Source organism: Acinetobacter sp. BHS4, from assembly GCF_018454425.1.
In the GTDB taxonomy this organism is placed as follows: domain Bacteria; phylum Pseudomonadota; class Gammaproteobacteria; order Pseudomonadales; family Moraxellaceae; genus Acinetobacter; species Acinetobacter pittii.
Window position 1 is genome coordinate 1,466,284 of the sequence record NZ_CP075323.1, and the last position, 24,497, is coordinate 1,490,780.

At 36.0% G+C, this 24,497-nt stretch carries 27 protein-coding genes and 2 pseudogenes; 19 read left to right on the top strand and 10 right to left on the bottom strand.

Going from position 1 to position 24,497, the window contains the following annotated elements:
* The first annotated feature begins 13 nt into the window (after window positions 1–13).
* The 4 genes and pseudogenes from KIP84_RS06955 (at window position 14) to KIP84_RS06965 (ending at window position 2,846) form a co-directional block, all read left to right on the top strand.
* Window positions 14–328 carry a helix-turn-helix domain-containing protein gene (locus KIP84_RS06955; RefSeq protein ID WP_206222562.1) on the top strand — a complete coding sequence of 105 codons (315 nt, stop codon included), beginning with the start codon at window positions 14–16 and terminating at the stop codon, window positions 326–328.
* A gap of 577 nt (window positions 329–905) precedes the next feature.
* Window positions 906–1,148 (top strand): annotated as a pseudogene (locus KIP84_RS18780) (hypothetical protein).
* Between the two features lie 183 nt (window positions 1,149–1,331).
* Window positions 1,332–2,438: a minor capsid protein gene (locus KIP84_RS06960; RefSeq protein ID WP_068611968.1), complete on the top strand. Its 1,107-nt coding sequence runs from the start codon at window positions 1,332–1,334 to the stop codon at window positions 2,436–2,438.
* 144 nt (window positions 2,439–2,582) lie between these two features.
* Window positions 2,583–2,846: a hypothetical protein gene (locus KIP84_RS06965; protein WP_017386735.1), complete on the top strand. Its 264-nt coding sequence runs from the start codon at window positions 2,583–2,585 to the stop codon at window positions 2,844–2,846.
* A 55-nt stretch (window positions 2,847–2,901) separates the two neighbouring features.
* Here the strand turns inward: KIP84_RS06965 and KIP84_RS06970 are convergent, their stop codons facing one another.
* The gene (locus KIP84_RS06970) at window positions 2,902–3,756 is read right to left on the bottom strand and encodes a DMT family transporter (protein WP_033847399.1); all 855 of its coding nucleotides are present in this window, start codon (window positions 3,754–3,756) and stop codon (window positions 2,902–2,904) included.
* A gap of 223 nt (window positions 3,757–3,979) precedes the next feature.
* On the opposite strand from KIP84_RS06970, the gene KIP84_RS06975 reads away from it, so the two are divergent.
* The 4 genes from KIP84_RS06975 (at window position 3,980) to KIP84_RS06990 (ending at window position 6,340) form a co-directional block, all read left to right on the top strand.
* Window positions 3,980–4,837 (top strand): LysR family transcriptional regulator, encoded by an 858-nt coding sequence (locus KIP84_RS06975; RefSeq protein WP_213689587.1) that lies wholly within the window; start codon window positions 3,980–3,982, stop codon window positions 4,835–4,837.
* A gap of 200 nt (window positions 4,838–5,037) precedes the next feature.
* On the top strand, window positions 5,038–5,169 hold the full coding sequence (locus KIP84_RS06980; RefSeq protein WP_002114618.1) for a hypothetical protein: 132 nt from the start codon (window positions 5,038–5,040) through the stop codon (window positions 5,167–5,169).
* A 273-nt stretch (window positions 5,170–5,442) separates the two neighbouring features.
* Window positions 5,443–5,730, top strand: a complete 288-nt coding sequence (locus KIP84_RS06985; protein ID WP_206222557.1) for a hypothetical protein — start codon at window positions 5,443–5,445, stop codon at window positions 5,728–5,730.
* A gap of 247 nt (window positions 5,731–5,977) precedes the next feature.
* Window positions 5,978–6,340: a NirD/YgiW/YdeI family stress tolerance protein gene (locus tag KIP84_RS06990; RefSeq protein WP_213689588.1), complete on the top strand. Its 363-nt coding sequence runs from the start codon at window positions 5,978–5,980 to the stop codon at window positions 6,338–6,340.
* A gap of 91 nt (window positions 6,341–6,431) precedes the next feature.
* On the opposite strand, the gene KIP84_RS06995 is transcribed toward KIP84_RS06990, so the two are convergent.
* Entirely contained in the window at window positions 6,432–6,938 is a 507-nt protein-coding gene (locus KIP84_RS06995) for an N-acetyltransferase (RefSeq protein WP_213689589.1), read from the bottom strand.
* A 54-nt stretch (window positions 6,939–6,992) separates the two neighbouring features.
* On the opposite strand from KIP84_RS06995, the pseudogene KIP84_RS07000 reads away from it, so the two are divergent.
* Window positions 6,993–7,109 (top strand): annotated as a pseudogene (locus KIP84_RS07000) (hypothetical protein).
* Window positions 7,110–7,146: 37 nt separating this feature from the next.
* On the top strand, window positions 7,147–7,581 hold the full coding sequence (locus KIP84_RS07005) for a DNA breaking-rejoining protein (protein WP_213689590.1): 435 nt from the start codon (window positions 7,147–7,149) through the stop codon (window positions 7,579–7,581).
* A gap of 59 nt (window positions 7,582–7,640) precedes the next feature.
* On the opposite strand, the gene KIP84_RS07010 is transcribed toward KIP84_RS07005, so the two are convergent.
* Both KIP84_RS07010 and KIP84_RS07015 read right to left on the bottom strand, forming a co-directional pair.
* On the bottom strand, window positions 7,641–9,227 hold the full coding sequence (locus KIP84_RS07010; protein WP_213689591.1) for an ATP-binding cassette domain-containing protein: 1,587 nt from the start codon (window positions 9,225–9,227) through the stop codon (window positions 7,641–7,643).
* A 260-nt stretch (window positions 9,228–9,487) separates the two neighbouring features.
* On the bottom strand, window positions 9,488–9,931 hold the full coding sequence (locus tag KIP84_RS07015) for a universal stress protein (RefSeq protein ID WP_002115225.1): 444 nt from the start codon (window positions 9,929–9,931) through the stop codon (window positions 9,488–9,490).
* Window positions 9,932–10,222: 291 nt separating this feature from the next.
* Here KIP84_RS07015 and KIP84_RS07020 point away from each other — a divergent pair, with 291 nt between their 5' ends.
* From KIP84_RS07020 to KIP84_RS07030, 3 genes are all read left to right on the top strand, one after another.
* A complete protein-coding gene (locus tag KIP84_RS07020; protein WP_002115208.1) occupies window positions 10,223–10,450 on the top strand; it encodes a hypothetical protein in 228 nt (75 codons plus the stop codon).
* Window positions 10,451–10,625: 175 nt separating this feature from the next.
* Window positions 10,626–10,799: a hypothetical protein gene (locus KIP84_RS07025; RefSeq protein ID WP_005068723.1), complete on the top strand. Its 174-nt coding sequence runs from the start codon at window positions 10,626–10,628 to the stop codon at window positions 10,797–10,799.
* A gap of 267 nt (window positions 10,800–11,066) precedes the next feature.
* Window positions 11,067–11,510, top strand: a complete 444-nt coding sequence (locus KIP84_RS07030; protein WP_005073782.1) for an RDD family protein — start codon at window positions 11,067–11,069, stop codon at window positions 11,508–11,510.
* Between the two features lie 60 nt (window positions 11,511–11,570).
* Here KIP84_RS07030 and KIP84_RS07035 read toward each other — a convergent pair whose 3' ends face one another.
* Complete coding sequence (locus tag KIP84_RS07035; RefSeq protein WP_213689592.1) at window positions 11,571–12,746, bottom strand: benzoate/H(+) symporter BenE family transporter; 1,176 nt, start codon at window positions 12,744–12,746, stop codon at window positions 11,571–11,573.
* Window positions 12,747–12,932: 186 nt separating this feature from the next.
* Between KIP84_RS07035 and KIP84_RS07040 the strand changes: the two genes are divergently transcribed.
* Window positions 12,933–13,406: an Lrp/AsnC family transcriptional regulator gene (locus KIP84_RS07040; protein WP_002115169.1), complete on the top strand. Its 474-nt coding sequence runs from the start codon at window positions 12,933–12,935 to the stop codon at window positions 13,404–13,406.
* Window positions 13,407–13,457: 51 nt separating this feature from the next.
* Here KIP84_RS07040 and leuE read toward each other — a convergent pair whose 3' ends face one another.
* The 3 genes from leuE to KIP84_RS07055 all read right to left on the bottom strand — a co-directional run bounded on the left by leuE (window position 13,458) and on the right by KIP84_RS07055 (window position 16,195).
* Window positions 13,458–14,108: a leucine efflux protein LeuE gene (gene leuE / locus KIP84_RS07045; protein WP_016803130.1), complete on the bottom strand. Its 651-nt coding sequence runs from the start codon at window positions 14,106–14,108 to the stop codon at window positions 13,458–13,460.
* A 73-nt stretch (window positions 14,109–14,181) separates the two neighbouring features.
* The gene (gene tal / locus KIP84_RS07050; RefSeq protein WP_213689593.1) at window positions 14,182–15,171 is read right to left on the bottom strand and encodes a transaldolase; all 990 of its coding nucleotides are present in this window, start codon (window positions 15,169–15,171) and stop codon (window positions 14,182–14,184) included.
* 130 nt (window positions 15,172–15,301) lie between these two features.
* Entirely contained in the window at window positions 15,302–16,195 is an 894-nt protein-coding gene (locus tag KIP84_RS07055; RefSeq protein ID WP_213689594.1) for a LysR family transcriptional regulator, read from the bottom strand.
* Between the two features lie 90 nt (window positions 16,196–16,285).
* Between KIP84_RS07055 and aceI the strand changes: the two genes are divergently transcribed.
* A complete protein-coding gene (gene aceI / locus KIP84_RS07060; RefSeq protein ID WP_130625944.1) occupies window positions 16,286–16,720 on the top strand; it encodes a chlorhexidine efflux PACE transporter AceI in 435 nt (144 codons plus the stop codon).
* 64 nt (window positions 16,721–16,784) lie between these two features.
* Here aceI and KIP84_RS07065 read toward each other — a convergent pair whose 3' ends face one another.
* Window positions 16,785–18,353 (bottom strand): acetyl-CoA C-acetyltransferase, encoded by a 1,569-nt coding sequence (locus tag KIP84_RS07065; RefSeq protein ID WP_075384138.1) that lies wholly within the window; start codon window positions 18,351–18,353, stop codon window positions 16,785–16,787.
* Window positions 18,354–18,588: 235 nt separating this feature from the next.
* Between KIP84_RS07065 and KIP84_RS07070 the strand changes: the two genes are divergently transcribed.
* The 3 genes from KIP84_RS07070 to KIP84_RS07080 all read left to right on the top strand — a co-directional run bounded on the left by KIP84_RS07070 (window position 18,589) and on the right by KIP84_RS07080 (window position 22,240).
* A complete protein-coding gene (locus KIP84_RS07070; RefSeq protein ID WP_126645918.1) occupies window positions 18,589–19,980 on the top strand; it encodes a 3-oxoacyl-ACP reductase in 1,392 nt (463 codons plus the stop codon).
* A 74-nt stretch (window positions 19,981–20,054) separates the two neighbouring features.
* On the top strand, window positions 20,055–20,909 hold the full coding sequence (locus KIP84_RS07075; RefSeq protein WP_213689595.1) for a MaoC/PaaZ C-terminal domain-containing protein: 855 nt from the start codon (window positions 20,055–20,057) through the stop codon (window positions 20,907–20,909).
* Between the two features lie 71 nt (window positions 20,910–20,980).
* On the top strand, window positions 20,981–22,240 hold the full coding sequence (locus KIP84_RS07080) for a serine hydrolase domain-containing protein (RefSeq protein ID WP_199985258.1): 1,260 nt from the start codon (window positions 20,981–20,983) through the stop codon (window positions 22,238–22,240).
* 47 nt (window positions 22,241–22,287) lie between these two features.
* Here the strand turns inward: KIP84_RS07080 and KIP84_RS07085 are convergent, their stop codons facing one another.
* The gene (locus KIP84_RS07085; protein WP_068528313.1) at window positions 22,288–22,866 is read right to left on the bottom strand and encodes a TetR family transcriptional regulator; all 579 of its coding nucleotides are present in this window, start codon (window positions 22,864–22,866) and stop codon (window positions 22,288–22,290) included.
* Between the two features lie 124 nt (window positions 22,867–22,990).
* On the opposite strand from KIP84_RS07085, the gene amvA reads away from it, so the two are divergent.
* Entirely contained in the window at window positions 22,991–24,469 is a 1,479-nt protein-coding gene (gene amvA / locus KIP84_RS07090; RefSeq protein ID WP_213689596.1) for a multidrug efflux MFS transporter AmvA, read from the top strand.
* Window positions 24,470–24,497: the final 28 nt, after the last annotated feature.

Below are 24,497 nucleotides of genomic sequence, written 5' to 3' on the forward strand. Positions count from 1 at the left end.
ACCTAACTAATCAATGAAAGATAATATTTCTGGCTGTTCTGTAGAAGAAGCAATGACAGTATTGGGTGGGCGCTGGAGAATGTTAATTATTTCATTTCTTATTGAACGACCTATGCGTTTTAATGAGTTAAGACGCGCAATCCCTAATATTTCTCAAAGAATGTTGACTTTGGAGCTACGTTTTCTCGAAGAAGAAGGGTTCATTAATAGAGACGTCTTTGCGGAAGTTCCTGTTAAAGTTGAGTACTCTTTAACTGAAGATGGTAAGAAATTAAACGGTTTAGTTGAGATGTTAAAAGAAGTGGGCACTTGGTTAAAAACAAGATAGTAAAATTATTTTTAGATAACGTTTCAATAGTATTAGATGAATTTAACGGTCTATCTTTATAAAATCTAGGCATAAAAAAAGCCTGATGCTACGAATCAGGCTTCAGTATTCATCGACAATAGGAGTTGATGAACAAGACCAATCTAACAGACCTGTTCAGTAAAGGCAAACAGAGGCTTGAATTGCTGAGTCAGATCAAAGTAATTTTTCCAAATTACACACATTAAAAAAGCCCTTGCTCGAAAGCGAAGGGCTTAGTCATTCATTGATCTACCAATGAACTATATAAGGCTCATCTCATACTAAGGTCAGTATATCTGAAATTCGAGCAACTGAGAAGAAAACCTTATAAATAGCTTTTTCATTCTATTTAAACTTAATTTATTTGGGCGTATAGCAAGTTACATCATTGGTAAATCAATACACAAAACTTGCACTTTGCATTTTTATGGATGTGCTATTTGTGTAGGCTCTGATTGGTTTAGGGAATGAAACAATAGCTATCTTTTAATGGTTCAATATGAAGTTTTGAACATATTGAAGACATCAGGAGCTAGATATAAGCAAGGAAGTAAATATGAACTTAATTAGATTAGAAGAACTTTCATTGATGAGTAATGCTGTTCTAACACCCCAATTGAACAATTGGCCATGTATACAATCATCAAATACGGGTACTACATACGTTAATAACAATACAAACAGTTTTTCTGAACAATCTGATAAAAAATTTTATAAAGAATGGCGTAAAGCATAAAAGAAAATACTTAAAAGTATTCCGAGTAATGCTGTTTTACTCAGCATTAAAGAGATGGTGTAGTTAGACACGAAACAAGTTTATAAAGATATAAATTACAAGGATAAGCTATTAGCTAAATAACTTTACGTAGGTACACTTGTTAGTCATAACTTATTCTAGAGATATTAATAATAAGCAAATTACATAAGGTAAGACAAACAAATAGAAAATAATAAAAAGGGCAATTCTGTAGAGGTAATTTTTATGGTTAATCTTCATCAGAAATCACTTTTTGATGTTCTGACTCAACATCAAGCTTATCTATATCGAGCATCTTCAAGATCGGTCAATGAACTTCTTAATTTGTTTAATTCCGAAACAGTTAACATGCTTACTAAACTAAGTAACCTGTTAGATGAGCTAAATGAAAAGGAAAAAACCGCATTGGCGGGTGGGCTTTACTCAACAGCTACATTAAAAGGGATACGTGCACTGATTTCTCAGTGGTTTAATACTACTAACAATATGCTCATTGAAACTTTTACCATCTCTGCTGTGGCATTGGCTGTCTATGAAGCCAAATATATGTCAAAAGTTTTTGGTGGCAAACATAAAGAATTAAAAGGTGAACAGCTCTATAAAGCTGCTAAACGTGTTCCTTTAGCAGGTGGAGCATTGGTGGATGAGTTACTTTCTACAATTGCAGAGGTTGCCCGTCAAAGAGTGGAGTATGCAATTCGGAATGGCCTCAATACTGGAGAGACGAATCAACAAATTATTCAAAGGATTCTAGGGACTAAACGCCTTAAATATGAAGATGGACTACTAAATAGCTCTAAGATTGATATTGAACGAACTGTGCGTACGATTCGAAGTCATATATCCAATCAGGCCTATTTAAACAGCTATAAACAGTTAAAGTTTGAATATGTCAGATTTGTAAGTGTGCTTGATGGTAGAACCTCAAAAGTATGTGCAGCCCTTGATAGTCGTGTGTGGGATATCAATGATCCTACAAAAAAAGTTCCGCCTTTGCATCCTCATTGCCGCAGTATTCTAGTTCCAACTCATGAAGATGGTCAGCTAGTCGGCAGCCGAGCCTTCATTATGGATGAGAGAAAATTTAGGGATATTCCTAAAAATGAACGTGAACAATTAATTGGCCAATTAGATGCAAATATGTCATTTAAAGAGTTTTTTAAACTAACAGATGATTTCTTTCAAAAAGAGTGGTTAGGGCCTAAAAGATATCAATTGTATAAAGAAGGGGAATTTGATTTTGATAAGTTTTTTGATCCAGAAGGACGGTTATATACACTTGAGGAACTTAAAGAACTTGATGAGCGAGCTTTTAAAGTATTGGGATTGTGAGATAGAGTAGAAATATTAGAGATAATATTTTTAGTTTTAACTAAATACACATACTTAAACAATTAGTTGAAAAAAGTTTCAATAATCTAGCCAGATAGCATGTTAAGTTTTTCTCAATCATAAAAATTTAGAAAGGATCAAAACATGAAATTTTCCTACCAAGATCTTGCTGGAAATAATATTGAAGTGGAATGTGAAAGTTATATTCATATTCCATCAGGAGCAGCTGTAAAATCTACAGAAGCTGGCAATTACCACATTACTGAAAATTTCAGCTTCTATAAAAAAACTGAAGCTGATTCTGTGCCCATCTATCGATTTGCTATTGATCGTAATTCTAATGTTTTTAATAGCGATGAACTGCCAGCATTAGCTCAAATTGGTAAAGACTGGAAAAATTTAGACTAGTCTTTAACTCAGCATAAAGCCCTCAGTCGAGGGTTTTTAATGTACTTTAAATGAGTTATTTCTTTTTAAATACAAGTGTTAAGCCTATTAAAATCGCAATCATTCCTATTAAGCCTGCAAGCGGCAACTTATTTTTTAATATTAAAAAATCTAAAAGTGCAGTAACAACAGGGACTAAATAGAATAGGCTTGTCACATTTACAAGATTGCCCTGATTTAGAAGTCGATAAAGTAAAAGTTGAGCAACTACAGAAATTAAAATTCCAAGGAATAAAACCGAAATAATGAGTTGTGAATTCCACGTTATTTCAAAATGTTCAAATGGAACTATAAATAAACAAACTAGAAGGCTAACTATATATTGGAGCGGTAAGACATCTGTTGGGGCTTGTTGAATGTTTTTTTGCATGATGGCCCCAAAAGTTATACAGATCAGTGCTGCTAAGGCAAAGAATATTCCGATTGGAGCGATAAAAGACATAGTTAAGCTTTTCCACACTAAAAGTATGAGTCCGGCTAAAGCAATCAATAGACCTAATAATCTCTCTTTTTGTAAATTCTTTTCTAAAAGACAAAGCGTCAAGATTGGCTGTATTCCCATGATTGTGGCCATTAAACCAGGGGTGACTCCGTGAGCCATGGCTTTAAAATAACAAATTGAATAACCTGCAATAATGAGGAGTCCAGTTAATAAAACTTGCTTTCGAGTTCCATGCTTAGGTAAAAGTCTTTTTCTAAAAATAGCAATTAACAACAGAACAAACAAAGCTGTGGCAAAGCGCAGAATTAATAATGCTATAGGTGAGGCATTGTCGAGTCCCCATCGAGTAAAAATCGCAGCACTACCCCAAAGTAAAACGAAAGTGGATGTCGCACTTTGTGACGCAAGCATCTGTTTATTTAGGCGCATAAAACCTCCTCCTAGTGCGTAATACCTAAGAAATACGAAGTGATAAAATTGTTAGTAAGGACAGTGATTAACGAGTTATTCAGTTGTTAATCAATTCACCGTTAGCGACGTTAAAAAATGAATTGTTTTAACTTCTTATAAGTTCAGTATGAGAGAGGCAATAAATAAAGAAAAGCGCATAATTCTTTTATATACTATTTGAAAATCGAATAGATAAATTCTAATGACTTTAAAAAATTTACAGATTGATTGGCTAAAGTGTTTTGTCACCGTAGTAGATACAGGCTCTTTATCAAACGCAGCACCTGAGTTATATCGGTCACAGTCCGCTGTTAGCATGCAAATAAAAAAACTTGAAGAAGCTCTACATTGCCAACTTTTAATACGAACGCACCGACAAATTGAATTAACGTCTCAAGGACAGCTGCTTTTAGGTTATGCGCGCCGTATTCTCGACTTACATGCAGAAGCCCAAATGGCATTTCACGGAGATGAGCTGAAGGGGCGTATACGCCTTGGGGTGCCCGATGATTATGCTGCAAAATATTTAACGCCTGTACTTAAGCGTTTTGCTCCACGTTATGGAGGTGTTGAAATTGAATTAATTTGTGAGCAGTCTACTTCGTTAATACCACGGGTAGAAACTGGGGATATAGACTTAGCATTAATTTCGAGAGATAACGCTCGTCAAGGAACACTTTTATTTCTGTGGGTAGGCTCTCCACAGTTTGAACTCTGGCGAGAAGATCCACTCCCAATTGCAGTTTATGAAAGTACTAGTCAAGCCAAAAAGAGTGCGATTAATTCTTTGGCCTTACAGGGACGCCGTTATCGGGTGGTATACAACAGTTCAAGTTTAGCTGGTCAAATTGCAGCAGTGGAAAGTGGTTTAGCAATTGCCGTGTTCACACAGTGTAGTGCACCTGAGCATTTAACTATTTTAAGTGCTGATCATGGCTTAGGACCTTTAGAACCTATGGAGGTCGCTGTGTACCGAAGCCGGGCATCTTTGGAGTCTAAAGCTGTAGATCACTTATATGACTTACTCCTCAAAACGCTCAGGCATTCAGTTAATATTTAATTTAATTTAATTTAATTTAATTTTAGGTACTGGGCTCTGAACGTGGTGAGTTAAATTTTAAATGGGCACTTAAAGTTAAAACTAAATAGCTTTACATTTTTGCGCTAAATCTACAAAAAAGCCTAGAAACCTATGCTGATCGTAAAACTAATAAAAAGTATTTATTAACTCATCAATCTAAACAATTCATGAGGTGAAACATGACAAAAATTATAGCGACCTTGGGTTTAGCCGCCTTTATTTCTTTGAGTGTGAGTGCTTGCCAAGGTGAAAACGACACAAAACAGCAAGATAAAACCACAACTCCTCATTCAATGGATAAAGATTCATAATCTAGATAAATGCTCAAAGCCCATCGTAAGATGGGTTTTTTATATCTTTTTATTTTTGTCTAAAAGTGTGATTTGTAACTCAAAATATTTATTTTTAATGGCGCCGTTCAAAATATGTTGACTAATACACTTGGTTTTAAATATATTTAAATTCGAAACTCATTATTTTAAATAGAACTCTATATTTAAAGTAAATTGGTTCAAATATCCTCAGATCAGAAATTTAACCTTTAAGTTTGATTATAAAAATATTAACTAATCAAGGAGGTAGGTATGGACGCTAAATTTCATTCTGAAAATGAATATGGTTTTATTTTAAGTATATTGAACAACTATGTTGTTATAAAGAAGACATTAAAAGATGATCATTATCCTTATGATTCATTTGGTTATCTTCTTGCTCTTTATCAACCACTAAAAGTCTATATTCCTCAGCTTCCACATCCAAAAATTTATATTGAGGTTGGTGGAATTTCTTATGACAGAATGATTGTTATGCAAACAGAGGATGAGACAGAAGCCATAAATATTTTATTGAATTTAGGACAACTTGTTGCTTAACAATGAAATGATATTTTAATGCTGAGTTTAATTTACTTAAGAAAAAGCTTTCTTAAGTAAATTCACGAAAAAATAAAGGCCATAAAATAGTTGTTGGAAAAGAGAACTTAAAGAAATTTTTTAATGTTACTATTTATTCTCATTAAATAAAGAACTTAATAAGATACAAAAAGCCACAAAAGCTAAATCTATAACTTTAAAAGAATTTGTTTATATAACTAAGAATATTAAAAAGTAGGTAATCGTCATGAAAAAAATACTTTTAACAGCATTGGCTGGATTTGCTTTATTAGAAAGTAGTGCTGTGATGGCTAAACCAGATGCTGCTTTATTAAAAGAAGCAACAAAAAATGTAGTCACAGTATCCAAAGTAAAAACTTCGGCTGATGAATCTGGAGTAACTTTAACTGGTACGATCGTAAAGCATATTGCTGGGGATCATTTTGAGTTAAAAGACGCAACTGGTTCAATCATAATTGATATTGATGATGATTTATGGAAACCTCTTGAACTAAAAGCAGGGGATAAAGTACGTGTCGTTGGTGAGGTAGATAAGCATAGAGTTAAGCCTACCGATATTGAAGTTTTCCAAATTGAGCGTGTTAAATAAAAGCTAATGTTTTAAGTAAATATTGTTCAAAACCAATGAAAAAGAAAACTCCTATTTTTAGGAGTTTTCTTTTGAAGATAGTAAGTTTTTATTATTGCGTCGCATTAAAAGCCTCATGGTATTTGACATTAGCTTTTGGAATATTGCCCGAGAAAGTTAGAGCCTGAAAATATTCACTCGGTACATCAGGCAAAATTAGCTCAGGATAATTTTTAAAACCAAAGCGGCTGTAATAATTTGGATCACCTAATAAAACACATCCTTGAGCGCCAAGTTGTTTTAATTTTTCTAGTGATTTATTGATGAGAAGAGAGCCAACACCGCATCCTTGTTTATTTGGATGAACTGAGATAGGACCTAAACCATACCAACCTATTTCGCTTGAGCTAATCTCAACCGGAGAAATAGCAATATGCCCAATAATAGACTCATCTTCAATTGCAACTAGAGAAATAGTAAGTTGTCCGTGATCTCTTAGACTATTAACAATAAAATGCTCGGTATGACTTGTGTGCTCAGCATTTTGAAAAGCTGCTTTTGTCAATTCTTCAATGGCTTCAATATCTTCGGCTTGCTCATCACGAATAATAATATTCATTAAAAAATCTTCCAGACTTATAGATTATCCATATACTTTAACTTGTAAATAATTATTGAAAAGAAAGATAATTTAGATTTCTAAGATACTTTATTTGTTACTGGTTATAAAAAGCAACTACTACTCATCAAACTCATACATAAAGTAAAATTTTATAAAAATCATTTTTAATATAATCACTTTAAAAATAATTTTGAGGGTCAATAAGTTGAGAAAAATCATTAAAACATTATTACTATCTACGCTTATTTCAGCTACTTCGTTCACTGTCTATGCCAAAAATACTGAGCAAAAAGTTAATTTTTTACAAAGTTCACCACATACCATTTTAACTGGAAAATTTCAGGGCTATGATGATGTAAGGTATAGAGTTTATGCGAAAAAAGGCCAAATATTAAAATTTGATATCAATAGTCTGGGGAATTTAGCCTATATTAATATTTTTGCACCTGGTAAAAAACCAGGTAAAGATAACGCATTATTGATTGGCTCAACTATAGGTTTTAAAGGAGAGCTTACTTTACCCGTTGACGGTGATTATATTATTCAAGTTTATCAAATGCGTAATAGTGCTCGTAAAAATAAAACTGTGAAATATAATTTAGACCTCGAATTATTAAACAAAGTGAAAAATAAGAGTTGATAAAATTTACTAGCTCTAAAATGAGAACTAGTAAATTTGAAGAAATAGTTTGAATCAGATTATTCGGCTAATGAAAATGACTCGCTTATACCGCAATTTTCTACAAACAATGGGTCGTGTGAGACGAGTAATACAGCGCCTTCATAGCTTTGAATGGCATAAGCAAGTAATTCTCTAGATTCAATATCTAAATGGTTTTCCGGTTCATCTAGTAATAGAAGTTCAGGAGTAGGGCTTATTCGGCTAAGCGCCAATAAAGCTACTTTTAATTTTTCGCCACCACTAAGCTGAGACAATAGTTGGGTACCTTTATCCCCACGAATTCGAAGTTGACCTAGCAAATTTCTCCATTCGAGTTCTGAAAGTTCATTATTTATGTGAGATAAATTTTCAATAACAGTCATTTCATCACACAAAAAGCTAAAGTTCTGGTCGAGATAGAAACACTCTACAGATAAGTGAATGCTGTCACAGGGTCGATTGTTGTGTGCATGAATTGCCTTAAGTAAAGTTGATTTTCCAATACCATTTTGTCCTGTTATATGAATTTTTTGAGCTGCTTGTACAGCTAGATCGATGGGTTTTTGAGTACCATGTTTCAGTTTCAATTTTTTAATCCGCAGAATTTCACCAGATTTCTTATGAAAAGACGGGAAGAAAAACTGTTGAGGTTTAACCGTTTCGAGAAGCAATTTCTTATCTTTTAAATCATTTTGACTGTTCGAAATCTGACGTTGGTGTTGAGACTGTATAGCAGCAATGCTTTGGCCTGCTTGTTCCTTTTTAAAGTCGAGCAAAATTTTGGCTTGAGAATTTGATTCTCTTAATTTATTTCCAGCACGCTCACGTTTTTGAGCTTTCATTAATACATCATGTTGCTTTTGCTTCATGTGCTTAACTTCACGTTGGCTCTGTTGAATAGATTGCTCTAGAGCTGCAATATTGGTTTGATACTGCCCATAAAATTTTTCATAATTTCCGGTGGTGTGATGTAGACCATGTTCATTTAAATGATAAATATGGTCGACTTCATTTAATAAAGTCCGATCATGGCTAATGATAAGACTACCTGCTGGGTGTTTTTTTAAATGATCGATTAACCATTGTCTAGATTCCTGATCTAGATGATTACTAGGCTCATCAAGTAATAGATAGTGGTCTGATTTTAAAAATAAACAGCTTAGAGCCAATTTGGTTTTTTGACCTTCACTTAAATTTTTAACTGGGAAATCTAAATCTATTGGTAGACCAGCAGATTCTAAGAGGTTGTTCCATAAAGTGGGCAGGTCCCATTTACCTTCTAATAAATCATAATCATTGAAGTCGGCACTACCTTGTTCAACTCTTTTAAAAGCTCCGTAAATATCTAAGATATCTAAAGCTTCAGCAATCGTGAGTGCTGTCAAACGATGCAATTGAGGTAAATACGCATGTTTTACATGCCAAGATATTTGCCCTGATGTAACAACTGAATCTAATGCAAGCGTCACATTTAACAATTGCATAAGCAAAGATTTGCCTTGACCGTTACGACCAATTAGGGCAGAGATCTGATTCGATTCAAGACTAAAATTTAAATGCTTAAACATTACCTTTGAAGGGAACTCTAAGGTAAGTTGCGATATTACACATGCCTGCTGAGTCATAAAAAACCTCATAAATACAGGATGTACAAAATAGGAGAATGATAATTTTTAATAGAGACGGTAAATCACAAAAATAGTCTATTTTGCACATCAAAAAAAGAAAAAATTGATGAGAAAAAAGACTTACTTCATTGGCGTGACTCACGAAATTGATGGAATAGTGAACTATTCTATAGGGTTTTTTAGTGGGTGTAAAATTTCTATAAGTTATTTTATTAAAAAACCCAATCATAGGATTGGGCTTTTATCTTTCAAGTATTTTACTCTTTTACGACTAAAACTTGAATCTTGGTGCTATTTAAAACATCTTGAGCAAAGCTACCCAAAATTAGTTTTTGGAAACCTTTACGACCATGCGAACCAATCACAATCAAATCAGAACCTAAGTCTTCTACGGCTTTCAAAATACCATCTGAAGAAATTTCACCTTGAATGATTTGAGTTTCTGCATCAATGCCTTCTTCAGCACATAAAGCTTTAACTTTTGCGAGAGTTTTTTCTGCATTAGCACGTGCTTCAACAAAATAATCTTTTACAACAGGTGAGATGTAATAAAAATCTACGCCACTAAAAGGATCTACCGCAACCAAACTAATGGCGGTCAATTTACTACCAAATGCTTTTGCAATGTGAGCTGCTTGTCGAGCTGCTGCTAAAGAAATCTCAGAACCATCTACTGGTACAATAATATGTTGGTAATTCATGATGTTATTCCTCTTATTTACAGTTGTTATATGTATGAAGCTTTTATTAATTAAAGATTAACATATTTCATTCTGTGGAGACATCTATTCAATTAAAAGTAATTGAAATTAAACAAATTATATATAAATCAAATATTTGAATTGATTGCTTTGCTGATTTTGAACTGATAAGTATGCTGTAGACCAATAATTGTTAATATTTATATGAAAATTACAAAAAATTACGGTTCATATTTCTGTCATAAAGAAGCCGTATAACAAAATAGTAAATTAAAGGGGGGGCTAAGAAAGATGGCAGATTTAACAGCAAAGAAAGTCAATAAACTCATTGAAGAGTTTAGTCAAACAGGTAAAGAACCTCAAAAGTTAATCATTGGCTACAAAACTTATGCAAGACTGATGACTGAAGATAAATTTGCAGAAAAAGTTGTTCCTTCACTAGAAGACTCAAAAGAACGCTTATATAAAAACTTAAAAATTAAACTTGTGACTGAAAAACATTATTTTGAAATTAAATAAAACTTATGTGAACTTCATCACTGTCTATTAAACTAAATTAACATTAAATAAGTTTAATAACATTATTAATGTATGATGATACAAATTAATAGTGTAATCAACATTTGAAAACAGCAATCGTTTATAAACTCGATAGAATAAATTGCTTTTATTTTAAGTAGTGGAATAAATTGAAATGCCAACAATCAGTGTAATTATTTTTTATATTTTAGCTATATTAGGCGGTATAACAATTGTTTATGGATTAATCAGTTTAAGTGTTTTTTTAATTACAATCGGATTGGCTCTATTATTTGCAGCACTTTTATTAAAAAAAGAATTTAAAATAGATATTTTATTTTGGCAATAAATATAATATTTATTTGTAATTTAATTTATATATAAACGTATTTCGATATAACTGACATAAAAAAATGTCAGTTTTTAAAAGATTAAATTAAGTTTTTGTAGAGATATGTGGTTAATGATATTTTTTGATCAAAATAATTACAATAAAATATAAAAGTAAGAAATTTAAAATTTATTTAAGTATTTAAAAATAAAAAAGTTTCAATTAGGATAAAAGTAAAGTAGTAAGACCATTTTAGCTATTAAACAATAACAAAGTGAGGTAGGCATGACTTATAAGTATGAGTATGCAGGGTTCTGGTTAAGATTTGGCGCAATGATTATTGATAGTCTTATTCTTTGTTTAGCAATTATTCCAGCCGCATGGATTTTTTATCGGGGAGATTACGACTTAGTATTTGCTACAGGCTTAAGTAGTCAGCCACAAAACTATTGGTTTGACCTGATTGTGAACTACGCATTTCCTTTTTTATATTCAGTTTTATGTTGGTTGTATTTTGCAGGTACACCTGGCAAACGTTTGATGCGCTTAAAAGTTTTAGATGAAAAAACAGGTAATAAGCTCACAGTCATGCAAAGTATTATTCGATATATTGGCTATATTCCATCAATTTTAGTATTTGGTATTGGTCTTTTTTGGGTGGCATTTGACGCTAAAAAACAAGGCTGGCACGACAAAATGGCAAAAACAGTCGTAGTAAGAGAGTTATAAGAAACCATACTAAAAAGCGTTCATAGCATTGAAAATAGGGAGCTATGAACGCTTTTTTTATTAGCTTTTTTTGGCTTTAAATTTGAGAACAACAAATACAATAATTCCGACCACCAATCCCCAAAATGCTGAGCCGATCCCGAAGAATTGAATACCCGAAGCGCTACATAAAAAGGTAAATAATGCAGCTTCACGTTCTTCAATTTGAGTAAAAGCAATCGCAATGTTGTGGCTGATCGTACCAAGTAATGCAATACCAGCCAAAGCTACAATAAAAATATGGGGGAAAGACATCAATAAACTTGTGAGTGTTGCAGCAAACATACCCATTAAAATGTAGAAAAAACCGCAGCTTATACCTGCAATATAGCGTTTGCTTGGGTCAGGATGAACTTGGTCGTCTAAGCTTACAGCGGCACTAATCGCAGCAATATTGACGCTATAACAGCCAAACGGTGCAAGCACAACTTGGGTTAAACCTGTCCAGCCAATGAGTTGATTCACGTGTGGTTTGTAGCCATAACTTTTGATCATGGCAATGCCCGGTAAATATTGAGAAGCCATACTAATCACAAACAGTGGCAGTGCTAAGCCCAAAAGTGCTGACCAGCTAAAGTCAGGACTAATCCAAACAGGTTTTGCTAAAGACCACTGAATTGTAGGCATATGAAATTCTAAAAAGACAGGGCACAGGGCTATACCTGAAATTACGGTAAATACAATGCTATAACGCGGCCATAATCTTTTTGTAATGACATAAATGCTAAGTAAGGATAAAACAAATGCCCAATCATTTTGTAAACTTGCGAAAAGTGAAATACCAAATTTGAGTAGGACGCCTGCCAGCATGGCACTTGTTAAACTTTGAGGAATGTATGACAGCGCTTTTTGAAAAATACCTGAAAAGCCTAAAATAGCTGTTAGTAAACCACCAACTAAAAAAGCACCAATCGCTTCATTTATACTATATCCACTACCTGTTGCCATAATTAAAGCAAGACCAGCGGTTGACCATGCCGTCGCTACAGGATATTTAAATTTCCAAGAAAGAATGAGTCCTGATAAGCCAATACCCAAACCCAAAGCCCAAAACCATGAAGTGATTTGTTCAGGTGAAGCACCTAAAGCTTGAGCCGCCTGAATCACTAAAACAGCTGAAACACTAATACCAATGAGAAAGGTAATAAAACCAGCAAATACTGCTGGAATTGAAAAATCTTGAAGAATTTTTTGCATGATACGTATTCTAAATCCAAGAAAAATTAATAGGCTTCTGCCATTGCTTCCAGTTGGGGTGAATTTAACAATTTTTTTTAAGAAGGTGCTTTCTATTTTTAGGTTAAAAAATAAATAATATTTTTAAATTCTTAAATAATGCTATTATTCGTTCCATAAATAACAATGAATCAAGAATATTATTTTATGGACGAGAAAGCTGAAAATTTAACTCCACTAGAGCTGAAAATTATGCGTGCCTTACAGGAAAATGGGCGTTTAAGTAATGCTGAATTGGCAAAACTTGTAGGTATTAGTACATCATCTTGTTGGAATCATACTCAGCGTCTTTTTAAGATTGGAGCAATCTTAGATGTCCGGGCTCGGATCAATCCCAATACGGTTCAACGTGGTACTGTGGTGTTAGTTGGTGTGGTTTTGGATCGTTCAACTCCTGACAGCTTTCAAGCATTTGAACAAGCGTCGGGTGATTTGGAAAATGTTTTAGAGTGTTATCTGGTGGCGGGAGAAGTCGATTATTTTCTAAAAATTCGTGTTAAAGATTTAGCAGCGTTTAACCGATTTCATAGTGAAAAGATTATTGCCTTACCCGGAGTAAGACAAGTCAGAACTTTTTTTGTACTTAATGAAGTTAAAACAGATGGCATGCTGGACTTTTAGCAGTTCATAATGTTTTAACTTTCTAATGCAAAAGTTATTAGTTTAAAATAATTAAATCGTTGAGGTTGCTAGTTTTAAACCAAATCCGAAAAATAGAATTCCTACTAAAAAGATTCCGCTTGCTGCAATTTTATGGTTCTCTTTAAAAAATGCCGAGAGCTTAATTCCAGAGAAGATTAATGCAGTTAAATAACTAAAGCTAATGATCTGTAAAATAATTGCTAAAATTAAAAAGCTCAGAGCAGGATAAGCATAATCTGGTTCAACAAACTGAACAAAGAAAGAGAGGAAAAATAAAATCGCTTTAGGGTTGAGTAAACTAATACTGAGTGCCGTTTTATAAGGATGAACTTTATCTAAAGCTGGTAAATCAGCCATTTCTGGTTGAGTTTGATTACGTTGTTTCCAGCGTTGAATACTGCCTTGTAACAGTTTAAAGCCTAAATAAGATAAATAAAGTGCACCTGTTAATTTAAGAATGACAAATACCCATGGGAATGCCTTAAGTAGAGAAGCAGCTCCGAGTACTGTACATAGCATTAAAATAAGGTCACCGGTGAAAATACCGAATGCACCCATATATCCGGTTTTAATCCCGTAGCGCGAAGCGATTGACATCACATAAAGAGAATTGGGTCCTGGCAATAACACAATTAGGAATGTACCAATAATATATGTTGTTAAATCTGTTATGCCGAACACGAGAAACCCAATAAAAAACCGATTTTTGTCATGATAACAAAAATCGGCAATTTTGTATGAAAAGTGCAGTTTTTTAAGATTTTATTTCCGCATCAATTCCAAAAGACTGACGTAACAAAAGGCTTAATTGGTCACGTGCTTTAATAAAGCCATCGACACCACCTTGTAAAAGCTGGAATGCCATTAAGTCATGGTTAAGTTCATCTTTAAAACTTTGCTCATCTTGAGCTGGTCTAACAATCGCTTCTGCTTGTTTTGCTTGAGATGCATCAAGGGCCGCATCAACTGTACGGGTATCTTGCTCAAGCTGGTTAAGTAAGCTTGGCGAGATCGTCAGTAAATCACATCCAGCTAGACCAAGCACTTGATCTATACTACGGAAGCTCGCACCCATCACTTGAGTTGGAATATTTTGCTGCTTGTAGTAAGTGTAGATTTTCTTAACTGAAACTACGCCTGGATCTTTTTCGATTGGGTAAGCCTCTACACCTTCAGCTTTTTTGTACCAGTCTAAGATACGACCTACAAATGGTGAGATTAAAGTCACTTTTGCATCTGCACACGCTTGGGCTTGATGTAAACCGAAAAGGAGAGTGAGGTTACAAGCAATTCCTTCAGCTTCGAGCACTTTGGCAGCTTGAATACCTTCCCAAGTCGATGCAATTTTAATAAGAATACGTGACTGATCAATACCATAACCTTTGTAAAGTTCACATAATTCATGCGCTTTTTTAATGGTTGCTTCGGTGTCATATGAAAGAGCAGCATCAACTTCCGTTGAAACACGGCCTTCAATCAGTTTTAAAATTTCTACACCAAATTTTACGGTTAAAATATCAATGGTTCTTTCGATTAACTCATCGTTGCTATAGCCTTCTTCTTTGGCTTGATAATAAGCATCTTCAATGAGCTCTTTGCTTTCTGGTTGTTCTGCTGCTGCCGTAATCAATGAAGGATTAGTCGTTGCGTCTAATGGACGGAATTTACGAATTGCATCAAGGTCACTACTGTCGGCAACAACGGTCGTTAATGTTTTTAATTGGTCAAGTGCTGTATGAGTCATTGATATTCAACATCTTCGGTAATAAATCTTATCTTTTCTTTATAGCACAAAGTCTATTCATGCTGTCGATATATCAATTGTTATATTTCAAAGAAAAACGTTTAGGTTCTGCATCTAATTTGAAATATTTTTAAGGCAGTGGTTGCATTCGTTGCTTACGGATATGTTCAATCAAAAATCTAGCAGCGGCACCAAGCTCACTTTCTCGACTCCATACCAAATCAACATAATATTCAAATCGGGGAGTGAAATCTAATAAATCCAATACTTTAAGTTTATTTTTTAATTCAGGATTTTCTTTAAACATTTCTTGAGGAAGTACACCCCAACCCAAATTGCGCAAGATCATTAAACAAGCAGAGTGGTGGTTATCAGTGCGCCAGTAATGTTTTGAAAATAATAATTCGGGTTTTAAAGTCTCATCTCGGCTTGCAACTACTATTTGTCGTGTAGTAAGGATTTGTTCATAAGTAACCTGATTTTGGCTTGCTAGAGGATGGTTATTTGAAATAACCGGAATTAGAGCCTCGCGTTTGAGCTCTACAAATTGTTCTCTGTTATCTAGGTGCTCGCGTTCAAACATCAGTGCAAGTTGAGCAGAGCCATCTAATAACATTTGCAGAGCATCTTCTTGGGGAGCAGACACGATATTGATTTGTAGGTCAGGGAAACGACTCTCTAAAAGACAAATATAGTCGGTCCAATTGGTGTGTAAAAGTTCAGACACAATCACAATAGTTAAATTAGCTTCCAAACCTGTACTTAACGCGTGAGCATGCTGTTTCCATTGATTCATCTCAATCAAAAGCTGAGAGGTCTTTTCATATAAAACCCGTGCTTCGTCAGTAGGGGCGGGTTCGCGGCCTTTACGGTCAAATAAAGTTAAGTCCAGATCAATCTCTAAGTTGGCAATAGACATGCTTACAGCCGAAGGAACTTTGCCAAGTTTACGGGCTGCTGCAGAAAAAGAGCCGGTTTCAATCACGGCTTGAAACATGAGTAGTTGTTCTTGATTAATATTCATCTGTCAAAAAAACTGAAAGAACCTGATTGGATTAATCAATATTATAAAAATAAAATGCACATTATCCAAGTTATTATTGAGTATTTAAAAATGTTGATTTCCAAGAGAAGACTCATTCATGCAATCAGTTATGAAGGAATTTTATTGGTCATCATTGCGATTGCATTAAGTTTTATTTTTGATATGCCAATGGATGTAACCGGTACACTCGGTGTGTTTATGGCAGTGGTTTCAGTTTTTTGGAACATGATTTTTAACCACTATTTTGAAAAAGTAGAGCATAAATATAATTGGGAAAGAACGATCCCTGTGCGGATTTTACATGCGATTGGTTTTGAAGGTGGTTTGCTGATTGCAACTGTACCGATGATTGCCTATATGATGCAGATGAGTGTCATTGATGCACTTATTTTAGATATTGGTTTAACCTTATGTATTTTGGTCTATACCTTTATTTTTCAGTGGTGCTATGACCATATTGAAGATAAGTTTTTCCCAGATGCTAAAGCTGCATCACTTCATTAAGCTAATATATTGAAATGAAATAAGCACCCAAATGGGTGCTTATTTTGTTAGGTCGTTATAGAAATTATTTTTCTACAATCGCAACCACACCTTCACCACCTGCTGTACAGATCGAGATTAATGCACGGCCAGAACCTTTTTGATTAATCAATTTAGCAGCAGTTGCTAAGATACGGCCACCAGTTGCAGCAAATGGATGGCCTGCACCTAAAGATGAACCATTTACGTTCAGTTTAGAGCGGTCAATTGAACCCAAAGGTGCATCTAAACCAAGACGTTCTTTACAGAATTTTTCATCTTCCCAAGCTTTCAAAGTAGATAACACTTGAGATGCGAATGCTTCATGAATTTCGTAGAAATCGAAGTCTTGGAGTTTAAGGTTTGCACGCTTAAGCATACGAGGTACTGCATAAGCAGGAGCCATTAACAAACCTTCTTTAGGACCGCTCTTACCAATGAAGTCAACAGCTGCTGTTTCAGAGAAAGAAAGGTAAGCTAAAACTTCATGACCGTTTTCTTTTGCCCACTCTTCAGAAGCAAGCAAGACAACAGAAGCACCGTCAGTTAACGGAGTTGAGTTACCAGCTGTCATTGTCGCAGTTTCGCCTTTACCGAAAACTGGCTTCAATTTAGCAAGTTTTTCAACTGTGCTGTCTGCGCGTAAGTTGTTGTCACGGTTAAGACCTAAGAATGGAGTCATTAAGTCATCAAAGAAACCACGCTCATAAGCAGCAGCAAGTTTTTGATGGCTGCTAGCAGCTAACTCATCTTGTGCTTCGCGAGTGATACCCCATTCTAAAGCAGTGATGGCTTGGTGCTCACCCATTGAAAGGCCAGTACGTGGTTCACCATTGCTTGGTGCATCAAGAAGCTTTTTAAAATCAATTTTTGTTAAAGCTTTAAGACGGTCTTTACCCGTTTTAGCTACATTGAGTTCAAGTAAAACTTTACGTAAGCCATCACCTACAGCAATCGGCGCGTCAGAAGTGGTGTCTACGCCACCAGCAATACCTACATCGATTTGACCAAGTGCAATTTTGTTTGCAACAACAAAAGCTGCTTGTAAACCTGTACCACAAGCAATTTGAATGTCATAAGCAGGGGTTTCAGGAGCAAGATCTGTGCTTAATACAACTTCACGAGTCATATTAAAGTCACGGCTGTGTTTTAAAACAGCACCAGCAACGACTTCACCAATACGCTTACCTTGTAAGTTAAAGCGTTCAACCAAACCGTTTAATGCTGCTGTCAGCATGTCAGAATTTGACGCTTTGAAATAAGCAGTATTTGAACGTGCAAATGGAATACGGTTGCCACCAATAATTGCAACGCGGCGAACAGTGTTTTGGCTCATGGTTTTATCCTGTTGAACAGAAGTTTTGGTTTTTGTTGCTTTTGGTGCTGCAGCTACATTTGAAGATGTAGAAGTAGTTGCTGTAGCCGCGCTCTTGGTGCGAGGGCTACGTGCAGGTGCAGTCGTTGAACGAGTACGTGTCGTTTTTGATGTATTAGTTGCTGCTTTAGGAGTAGTGCTGTTACGCTTAGCCGTGTTAGAAGCCGACTTTGATGTATTTGACACTTTTTCCTGAGCAGAATTCTCGACTGCTGGATTTTCTTGAGTTGTTTTGCTCATAAGGCTTTTCCAAGCATAATAACGATATTCTTGTAAGCTACCTTAACACAATTCAAATAGACCTGTATTGACTAGAATGACATTGTAGATAGCATTCAGGTCAAGACATCCAAAGATGAAGTCAAGTATGATTTGGAGTAACTCTAATGAACGACTGCTTTCATATTGTTTCTATTCATCTCATAACATAATGAAGCCTGTCGTAGAAAATTCATTTCTTTGAGAGATAATAATCATGACTGATCAATACCAAGCATTTACACAATCTCCTATTGGTAAATTCGTTGTTAAAAATCTGGGTTTACCATCGCCAGTTGTATTAGAGCGTTTTGAAAGTGCTCAGCCAGTAGTGAATGGTGCAGTATTGGTTGGCGCAGCGCCGTCAAGTATTTTGTCTGGTGAAATTGCACAAGTACTTAGCAATGTTCATGCAGATAGCTATGTAGGCAATAACGTTGCTTTACAACAAGAAGCTGCAAAAGTTGGTTTAAATTTACGTCCATTCAATGCAGGCGATAAAGAATCAAAATTCAAAGCCGTTGTATTTGATGCATCTGGTATTCAAAACTCAGAACAGTTAAATGAACTTTATAAATTCTTTAACCCGATTGCACGTCAAGTTGCGACTTCTGGTCGAGTGATTGTGATTGGTACAACTCCTGAAACTACGAAAACTGTAAAACAAGCAATCGCTCAGCGTGCACTTGAAGGCTTTATCAAATCTGTAGGTAAAGAATTTAAAAAGGGTATTACTGCTCAAGTTGTTTATGTTGATGAAGGTGCTGCTGCAAATCTTGAATCAACATTACGTTTCTTGCTTTCTCCGCGTTCGGCTTATGTATCTGGTCAAGTGATTCGTGTATCTAAAGCAGATGTGGTTGATGTTGATTGGGCAAAACCACTTGCTGGAAAAACTGCATTAGTAACTGGTGCAAGCCGTGGTATTGGTGAGGCAATTGCACATGTATTGGCGCGTGACGGTGCGCATGTTATTTGTTTAGATGTACCGCAACAACAGGCTGACCTTGACCGTGTAGCTGCTGACATTGGCGGTTCTACATTGGCAATTGACATTACGGCTGCTGATGCGGGCGAAAAAATTAAAACTGCTGCTGCAAAACAAGGCGGTTTAGATATTATCGTTCATAACGCAGGTATTACACGTGACAAAACTTTGGCAAACATGAAGCCAGAGCTTTGGGATTTGGTAATTAATATTAACTTGTCTGCTGCTGAACGCGTAAATGACTACTTGTTAGAAAACGATGGTCTAAATGCAAATGGCCGTATTGTTTGTGTATCATCAATTAGTGGTATTGCGGGTAACCTTGGTCAAACAAACTATGCTGCGTCGAAAGCAGGTGTGATTGGTCTAGTGAAATTTACTGCGCCTATCTTAAAAAATGGTATTACCATTAACGCAGTAGCACCCGGCTTTATCGAAACTCAAATGACTGCGGCAATTCCATTTGCAATTCGTGAAGCTGGTCGCCGTATGAACTCAATGCAACAAGGTGGTTTACCTGTTGATGTAGCAGAAACAATTGCATGGTTTGCATCAACTGCTTCTACAGGGGTAAATGGCAACGTTGTACGAGTGTGTGGTCAAAGCTTGTTGGGCGCTTAAGCACTTTTAGCTAAATAGGGGTGCTTGTGCATCCCTTTTTTATTCAAGAATCTATAAATTATAAAAGGTTAGGTATGAATACTCGTCATTTTAGCCAGCTACCAAAAGCGGCATTGGCTTATCCAAAAGTAGTGCAAGGTTTAATTTTTAAAAAGCCGAAAGGTCCAAAAATATTACCGCAAGTTGAATATGTGGTAGATACTTTAGAAATTGATCAGAACCACCTCAAAGCTTATAACGAAGTATGTGGCTTTCAAAATAATGGCTTTGTACCCGCAATTTATTTGGCTGTGCTTTCTCAAAGTTTGCAAATGCACATGATGACGGCAGAAGCCTTTCCATTTCCGATTTTAGGTTTAGTCCATATTCGTAACCAGATTAAACAGACCAGACCAATTGCTGTGACTGAAAAACTAACTTTGTCATGTAAATTTGGGGAACTAAAACCGCATGATAAAGGTGTTCAGTTTGACTTTATTACCACGGCTAAAGTTGGCAATGAAGTGGTGATGGAAGGCTTAACGACTTATTTATCTCGTCAAAAAGTCGAGAAAAGAGCGGGTGAGAAAGCCAAAGAAGAACAAGCACCAGATTATGTTCCAAAGGCAGAGTGGAATATTTTAGAAAACACAGGTCGCCGTTATGCGAAAGTGTCTGGAGATTTTAACTTAATTCATATTCATGCCATTACTGCAAAAGCATTTGGCTTTAAGCAAGCCATTGCGCATGGTATGTGGAGCAAAGCTAAAGCATTAGCAAATCTTGAATTACCAAATGCTTATGAAGCAGATGTCTGGTTTAAGCTACCAATGTTCTTACCGTCAAAAGTTGATTTTTTAACTGCAAATGCAGATAAAAAGACTGATTTCTTGATTCGTAATGCCAAATCACAAAAACCACATGTTGCAGGAACTGTAAAAGCATTATAAAAATATCAGCAGCCTGAACAGAGGTTTGGGCTGCTTTTGAGCAAAATAACAAAAAATGCAAGGAACTTCATGTGATTAAAGAGATTTTACTGGCCGATACCCATAACTATCACGGTATTTTAGATGAACGTTTTATTGATTTAGCTCACCAGTTTAGCCGTCTTCAAGATGCTAGAACAGGACAAGGTGGAGCTGCTTTAGCGGTTTATTTTAGAGGTCAGAAAGTTGTAGATATCTACACGGGTCTAAAATCACAAACCGAAGCTTGGCAACCTGACACATTGGCAGTTTGTTATTCTACAGGTAAGGGCATACTTGCAACTTTAGCGCATATTTTAGTAAGTGAAGGTTTTTTAGAATACGACAAACCGATTGCGACTTATTGGCCTGAGTTTGCTCAAAATGGAAAAGAGCAAATGACATTGCGTCATGTGCTAAGCCATCAAAGTGGCATGTTTGATGTGCGAAATATCATCGAAAGTGCGCGAGAAATGCTCGACTGGTCACACATGTTAGATGTGGTCGCGGCGACTAAGCCAAGATTCCTTGCAGGAGAGGGTAATGCTTATCAAGCTTTAACATTTGGTTGGCTTGTCGGTGGTGTACTTGAAAAAGCAACTGGTCAATCTTTAGATCAGCTCATGCAAAAATATCTGGTTGAACCGTTGCAGTTAGACGGCGCTTATTTTGGGACGCCTGCAAATGAGTTGGATCGTGTAGCACGTTTAATTATTCAACCAAAACCAGAAAAACCAGCATCTACTCAAGTTGAAAAACCTAAAAAGCCACAGACGCGCAAGAGTTCACTCTCTGAAAAAATGATTACTTGGACTGGACAAGACCCTCAAGACTTTCAAGATGCCATGATTCCAAAAGGAATGAAACATCTTAGTTTCTTTAGTGACGAGGGGTTGCAAGCAGTCATTCCAGCAGCAAACGGCACATTTACTGCAAATAGTCTTGCTAAAATTTATGCGATGCTAGCAAATCAAGGTGAATGGGATGGACATCAAATTATTCGCCCAGAAGTATTTAAAGAGCTCAGCACCATCCAAAGTTATGCACGTGATCGTGTTATGCCAATTCCGATGAATTGGCGTTTAGGCTATCACCGTATTATTACCATGGGTAAACGAGCTAAAAATGGGTTTGGGCATATTGGTTACAATGGTTCAGGAGCGTGGTGTGATCCTGAGCGTGACCTCAGCTTTGCTTATACCCATAACTTCCAGATTGGTTCAATCACAGGTGATTATCGTTTGTGGGGACTGACTCAAGAAGCCTTACGTTGCACCGACCAAATTTTAAAAGGTCGTAAAGGCTGGTTCTAATTTTAGTATTTTAAAGCTGGCATTCTAATCAATGCCAGCTTCTATATTTATAATAATTCTAGGCGAATAATCGCTTCGGTATGGCGCTTGAAGTCTTCTTCAGCTAAACCATGTAAACCAAGTTTATAAATCCCTTCTAATCCGCATACAAAGGCAATGAGTCGCCATGCAATGTCTGTGGAATTTGATCTGTTTTTAAATTCACCTTCTTTTTGGCCACACTCAATCGCTTGCACAATTGTTTCATGCCAACTTTGCATGGCAAGGTTATACGCTTTTTGTATTTCTGCATCTTGCTCAATCAAGAGTTCAGCTTCATTCCATAAACGTAAGTAGGGCTGAAGCCTGTCAATATTTTCTGCACCCAATAGGATGAAGAGTCTTTGAAATTGGCTGGTTGTTTGGAGAGTTTGTTCAATTTCATCAAGCTGTTCCATCAGTTTTAAAAAAGCTTCAGCTTTTAAATGAGATGCCGAAGAAAAATGATGATGAACTTGTCCGGTAGAGGTTTGTGCTTCTGTTGCGATTCTACGTACCGTCATGGCAGCAAAACCTTCAGCCAAAGCAACTTGCATGGCAGCTTGCAGAATCATTTCTCTGCGTTGATCGCGATTAAGATAGGCCATGTTTTTTCACCTGACTGAATTCGACACAAATTACATTAAAACTAAAAGTTGGACAAGTGTCCAATTGTGTATATAATAACCATGATTTGAACACATGTCCAAGTTTTGGATATTGAAGAGCGTTATGCAAAAAAAATGGTTAATCCTGACAATTATCGTCCTTATATATTTACCAGTTACGATTGATGCAACGGTGATGCATGTTGCAACACCATCTTTAAGTGCAGCATTGAATTTAACTGCCAATCAGCTTTTATGGGTCATTGATATTTATTCACTGATTATGGCGGGTTTGATTTTGCCGATGGGTGCACTTGGCGATCGTATTGGCTTTAAAAAATTATTATTTATTGGAACTGCAGTTTTTGGTGTGGGTTCGTTAGCTGCGGCTTTTTCTCCAACTGCCTATGCCTTAATTGCTTCTCGTGCTGTCTTAGGGCTAGGGGCAGCTATGCTTATTCCTGCCACTTTATCAGGCATCCGTAATGCTTTTACCGAAGAAAAGCAGAGAAATTTTGCACTTGGTCTTTGGTCTACAGTGGGTGGTGGTGGAGCAGCTTTTGGTCCATTAGTCGGTGGTTTTGTACTAGAACACTTCCATTGGGGAGCTGTATTCCTTATCAATATCCCGATTATTTTGGTGGTTCTAGTTATGATTGCGATCATCATCCCTAAACAACAAGAGAAGACTGATCAGCCAATTAATTTAGGGCAAGCTTTAATTTTAGTCGTGGCAATTTTAAGCCTCATCTATTCAATCAAATCGGCGATGTATAACTTTTCAGTGCTTACGGTTGTAATGTTTGTGATTGGTATAAGTACTTTAATTCACTTTATTCAAAGCCAAAAAAGAAGTACGACGCCAATGATTGATCTGGAATTATTTAAACATCCAGTGATTTCTACCAGCATTGTCATGGCGGTAGTTTCTATGATTGCTTTGGTTGGGTTCGAATTGCTCTTGTCTCAAGAATTGCAGTTTGTACATGGTTTTTCTCCATTACAGGCAGCCATGTTTATTATTCCATTCATGATTGCAATTAGTTTAGGTGGTCCACTAGCAGGAATCTGTTTAAATAAATGGGGACTTAGGCTTGTATCTACTGTTGGTATTTTAATAAGTGGATTTAGTCTATGGGGACTTGCTCAGCTTAACTTCTCGACCGACCACTTTTTAGCATGGACATGTATGGTCTTTTTAGGCTTTAGCATTGAGATTGCGTTGCTGGCCTCAACTGCTGCGATTATGTCATCTGTACCTCCGCAAAAGGCGAGTGCAGCAGGTGCCATAGAAGGGATGGCTTACGAGCTTGGGGCTGGTTTGGGCGTTGCTATATTTGGGTTAATGTTATCTTGGTTTTATAGTCGTTCAATTATTTTGCCAGAACAGGTCCCAACGGACTTAATTGAAAAAGCGAGTATCTCGATTGGAGAAACCATGCAATTAGCGTCTAATCTTGAAAATCCTTTGGGAGGACAATTAATTACAGTTGCGCAACAAGCTTTTAGCTATGCCCATAGTTGGGTGCTTACCATCTCAGCTATTTGTTTCTTCCTTTTAACTGCATTTGTCTGGTTTAGCTTTCCAAAGAAAGTAAATTAAAACTAAAGGATAAAAAGAGAGACTACCT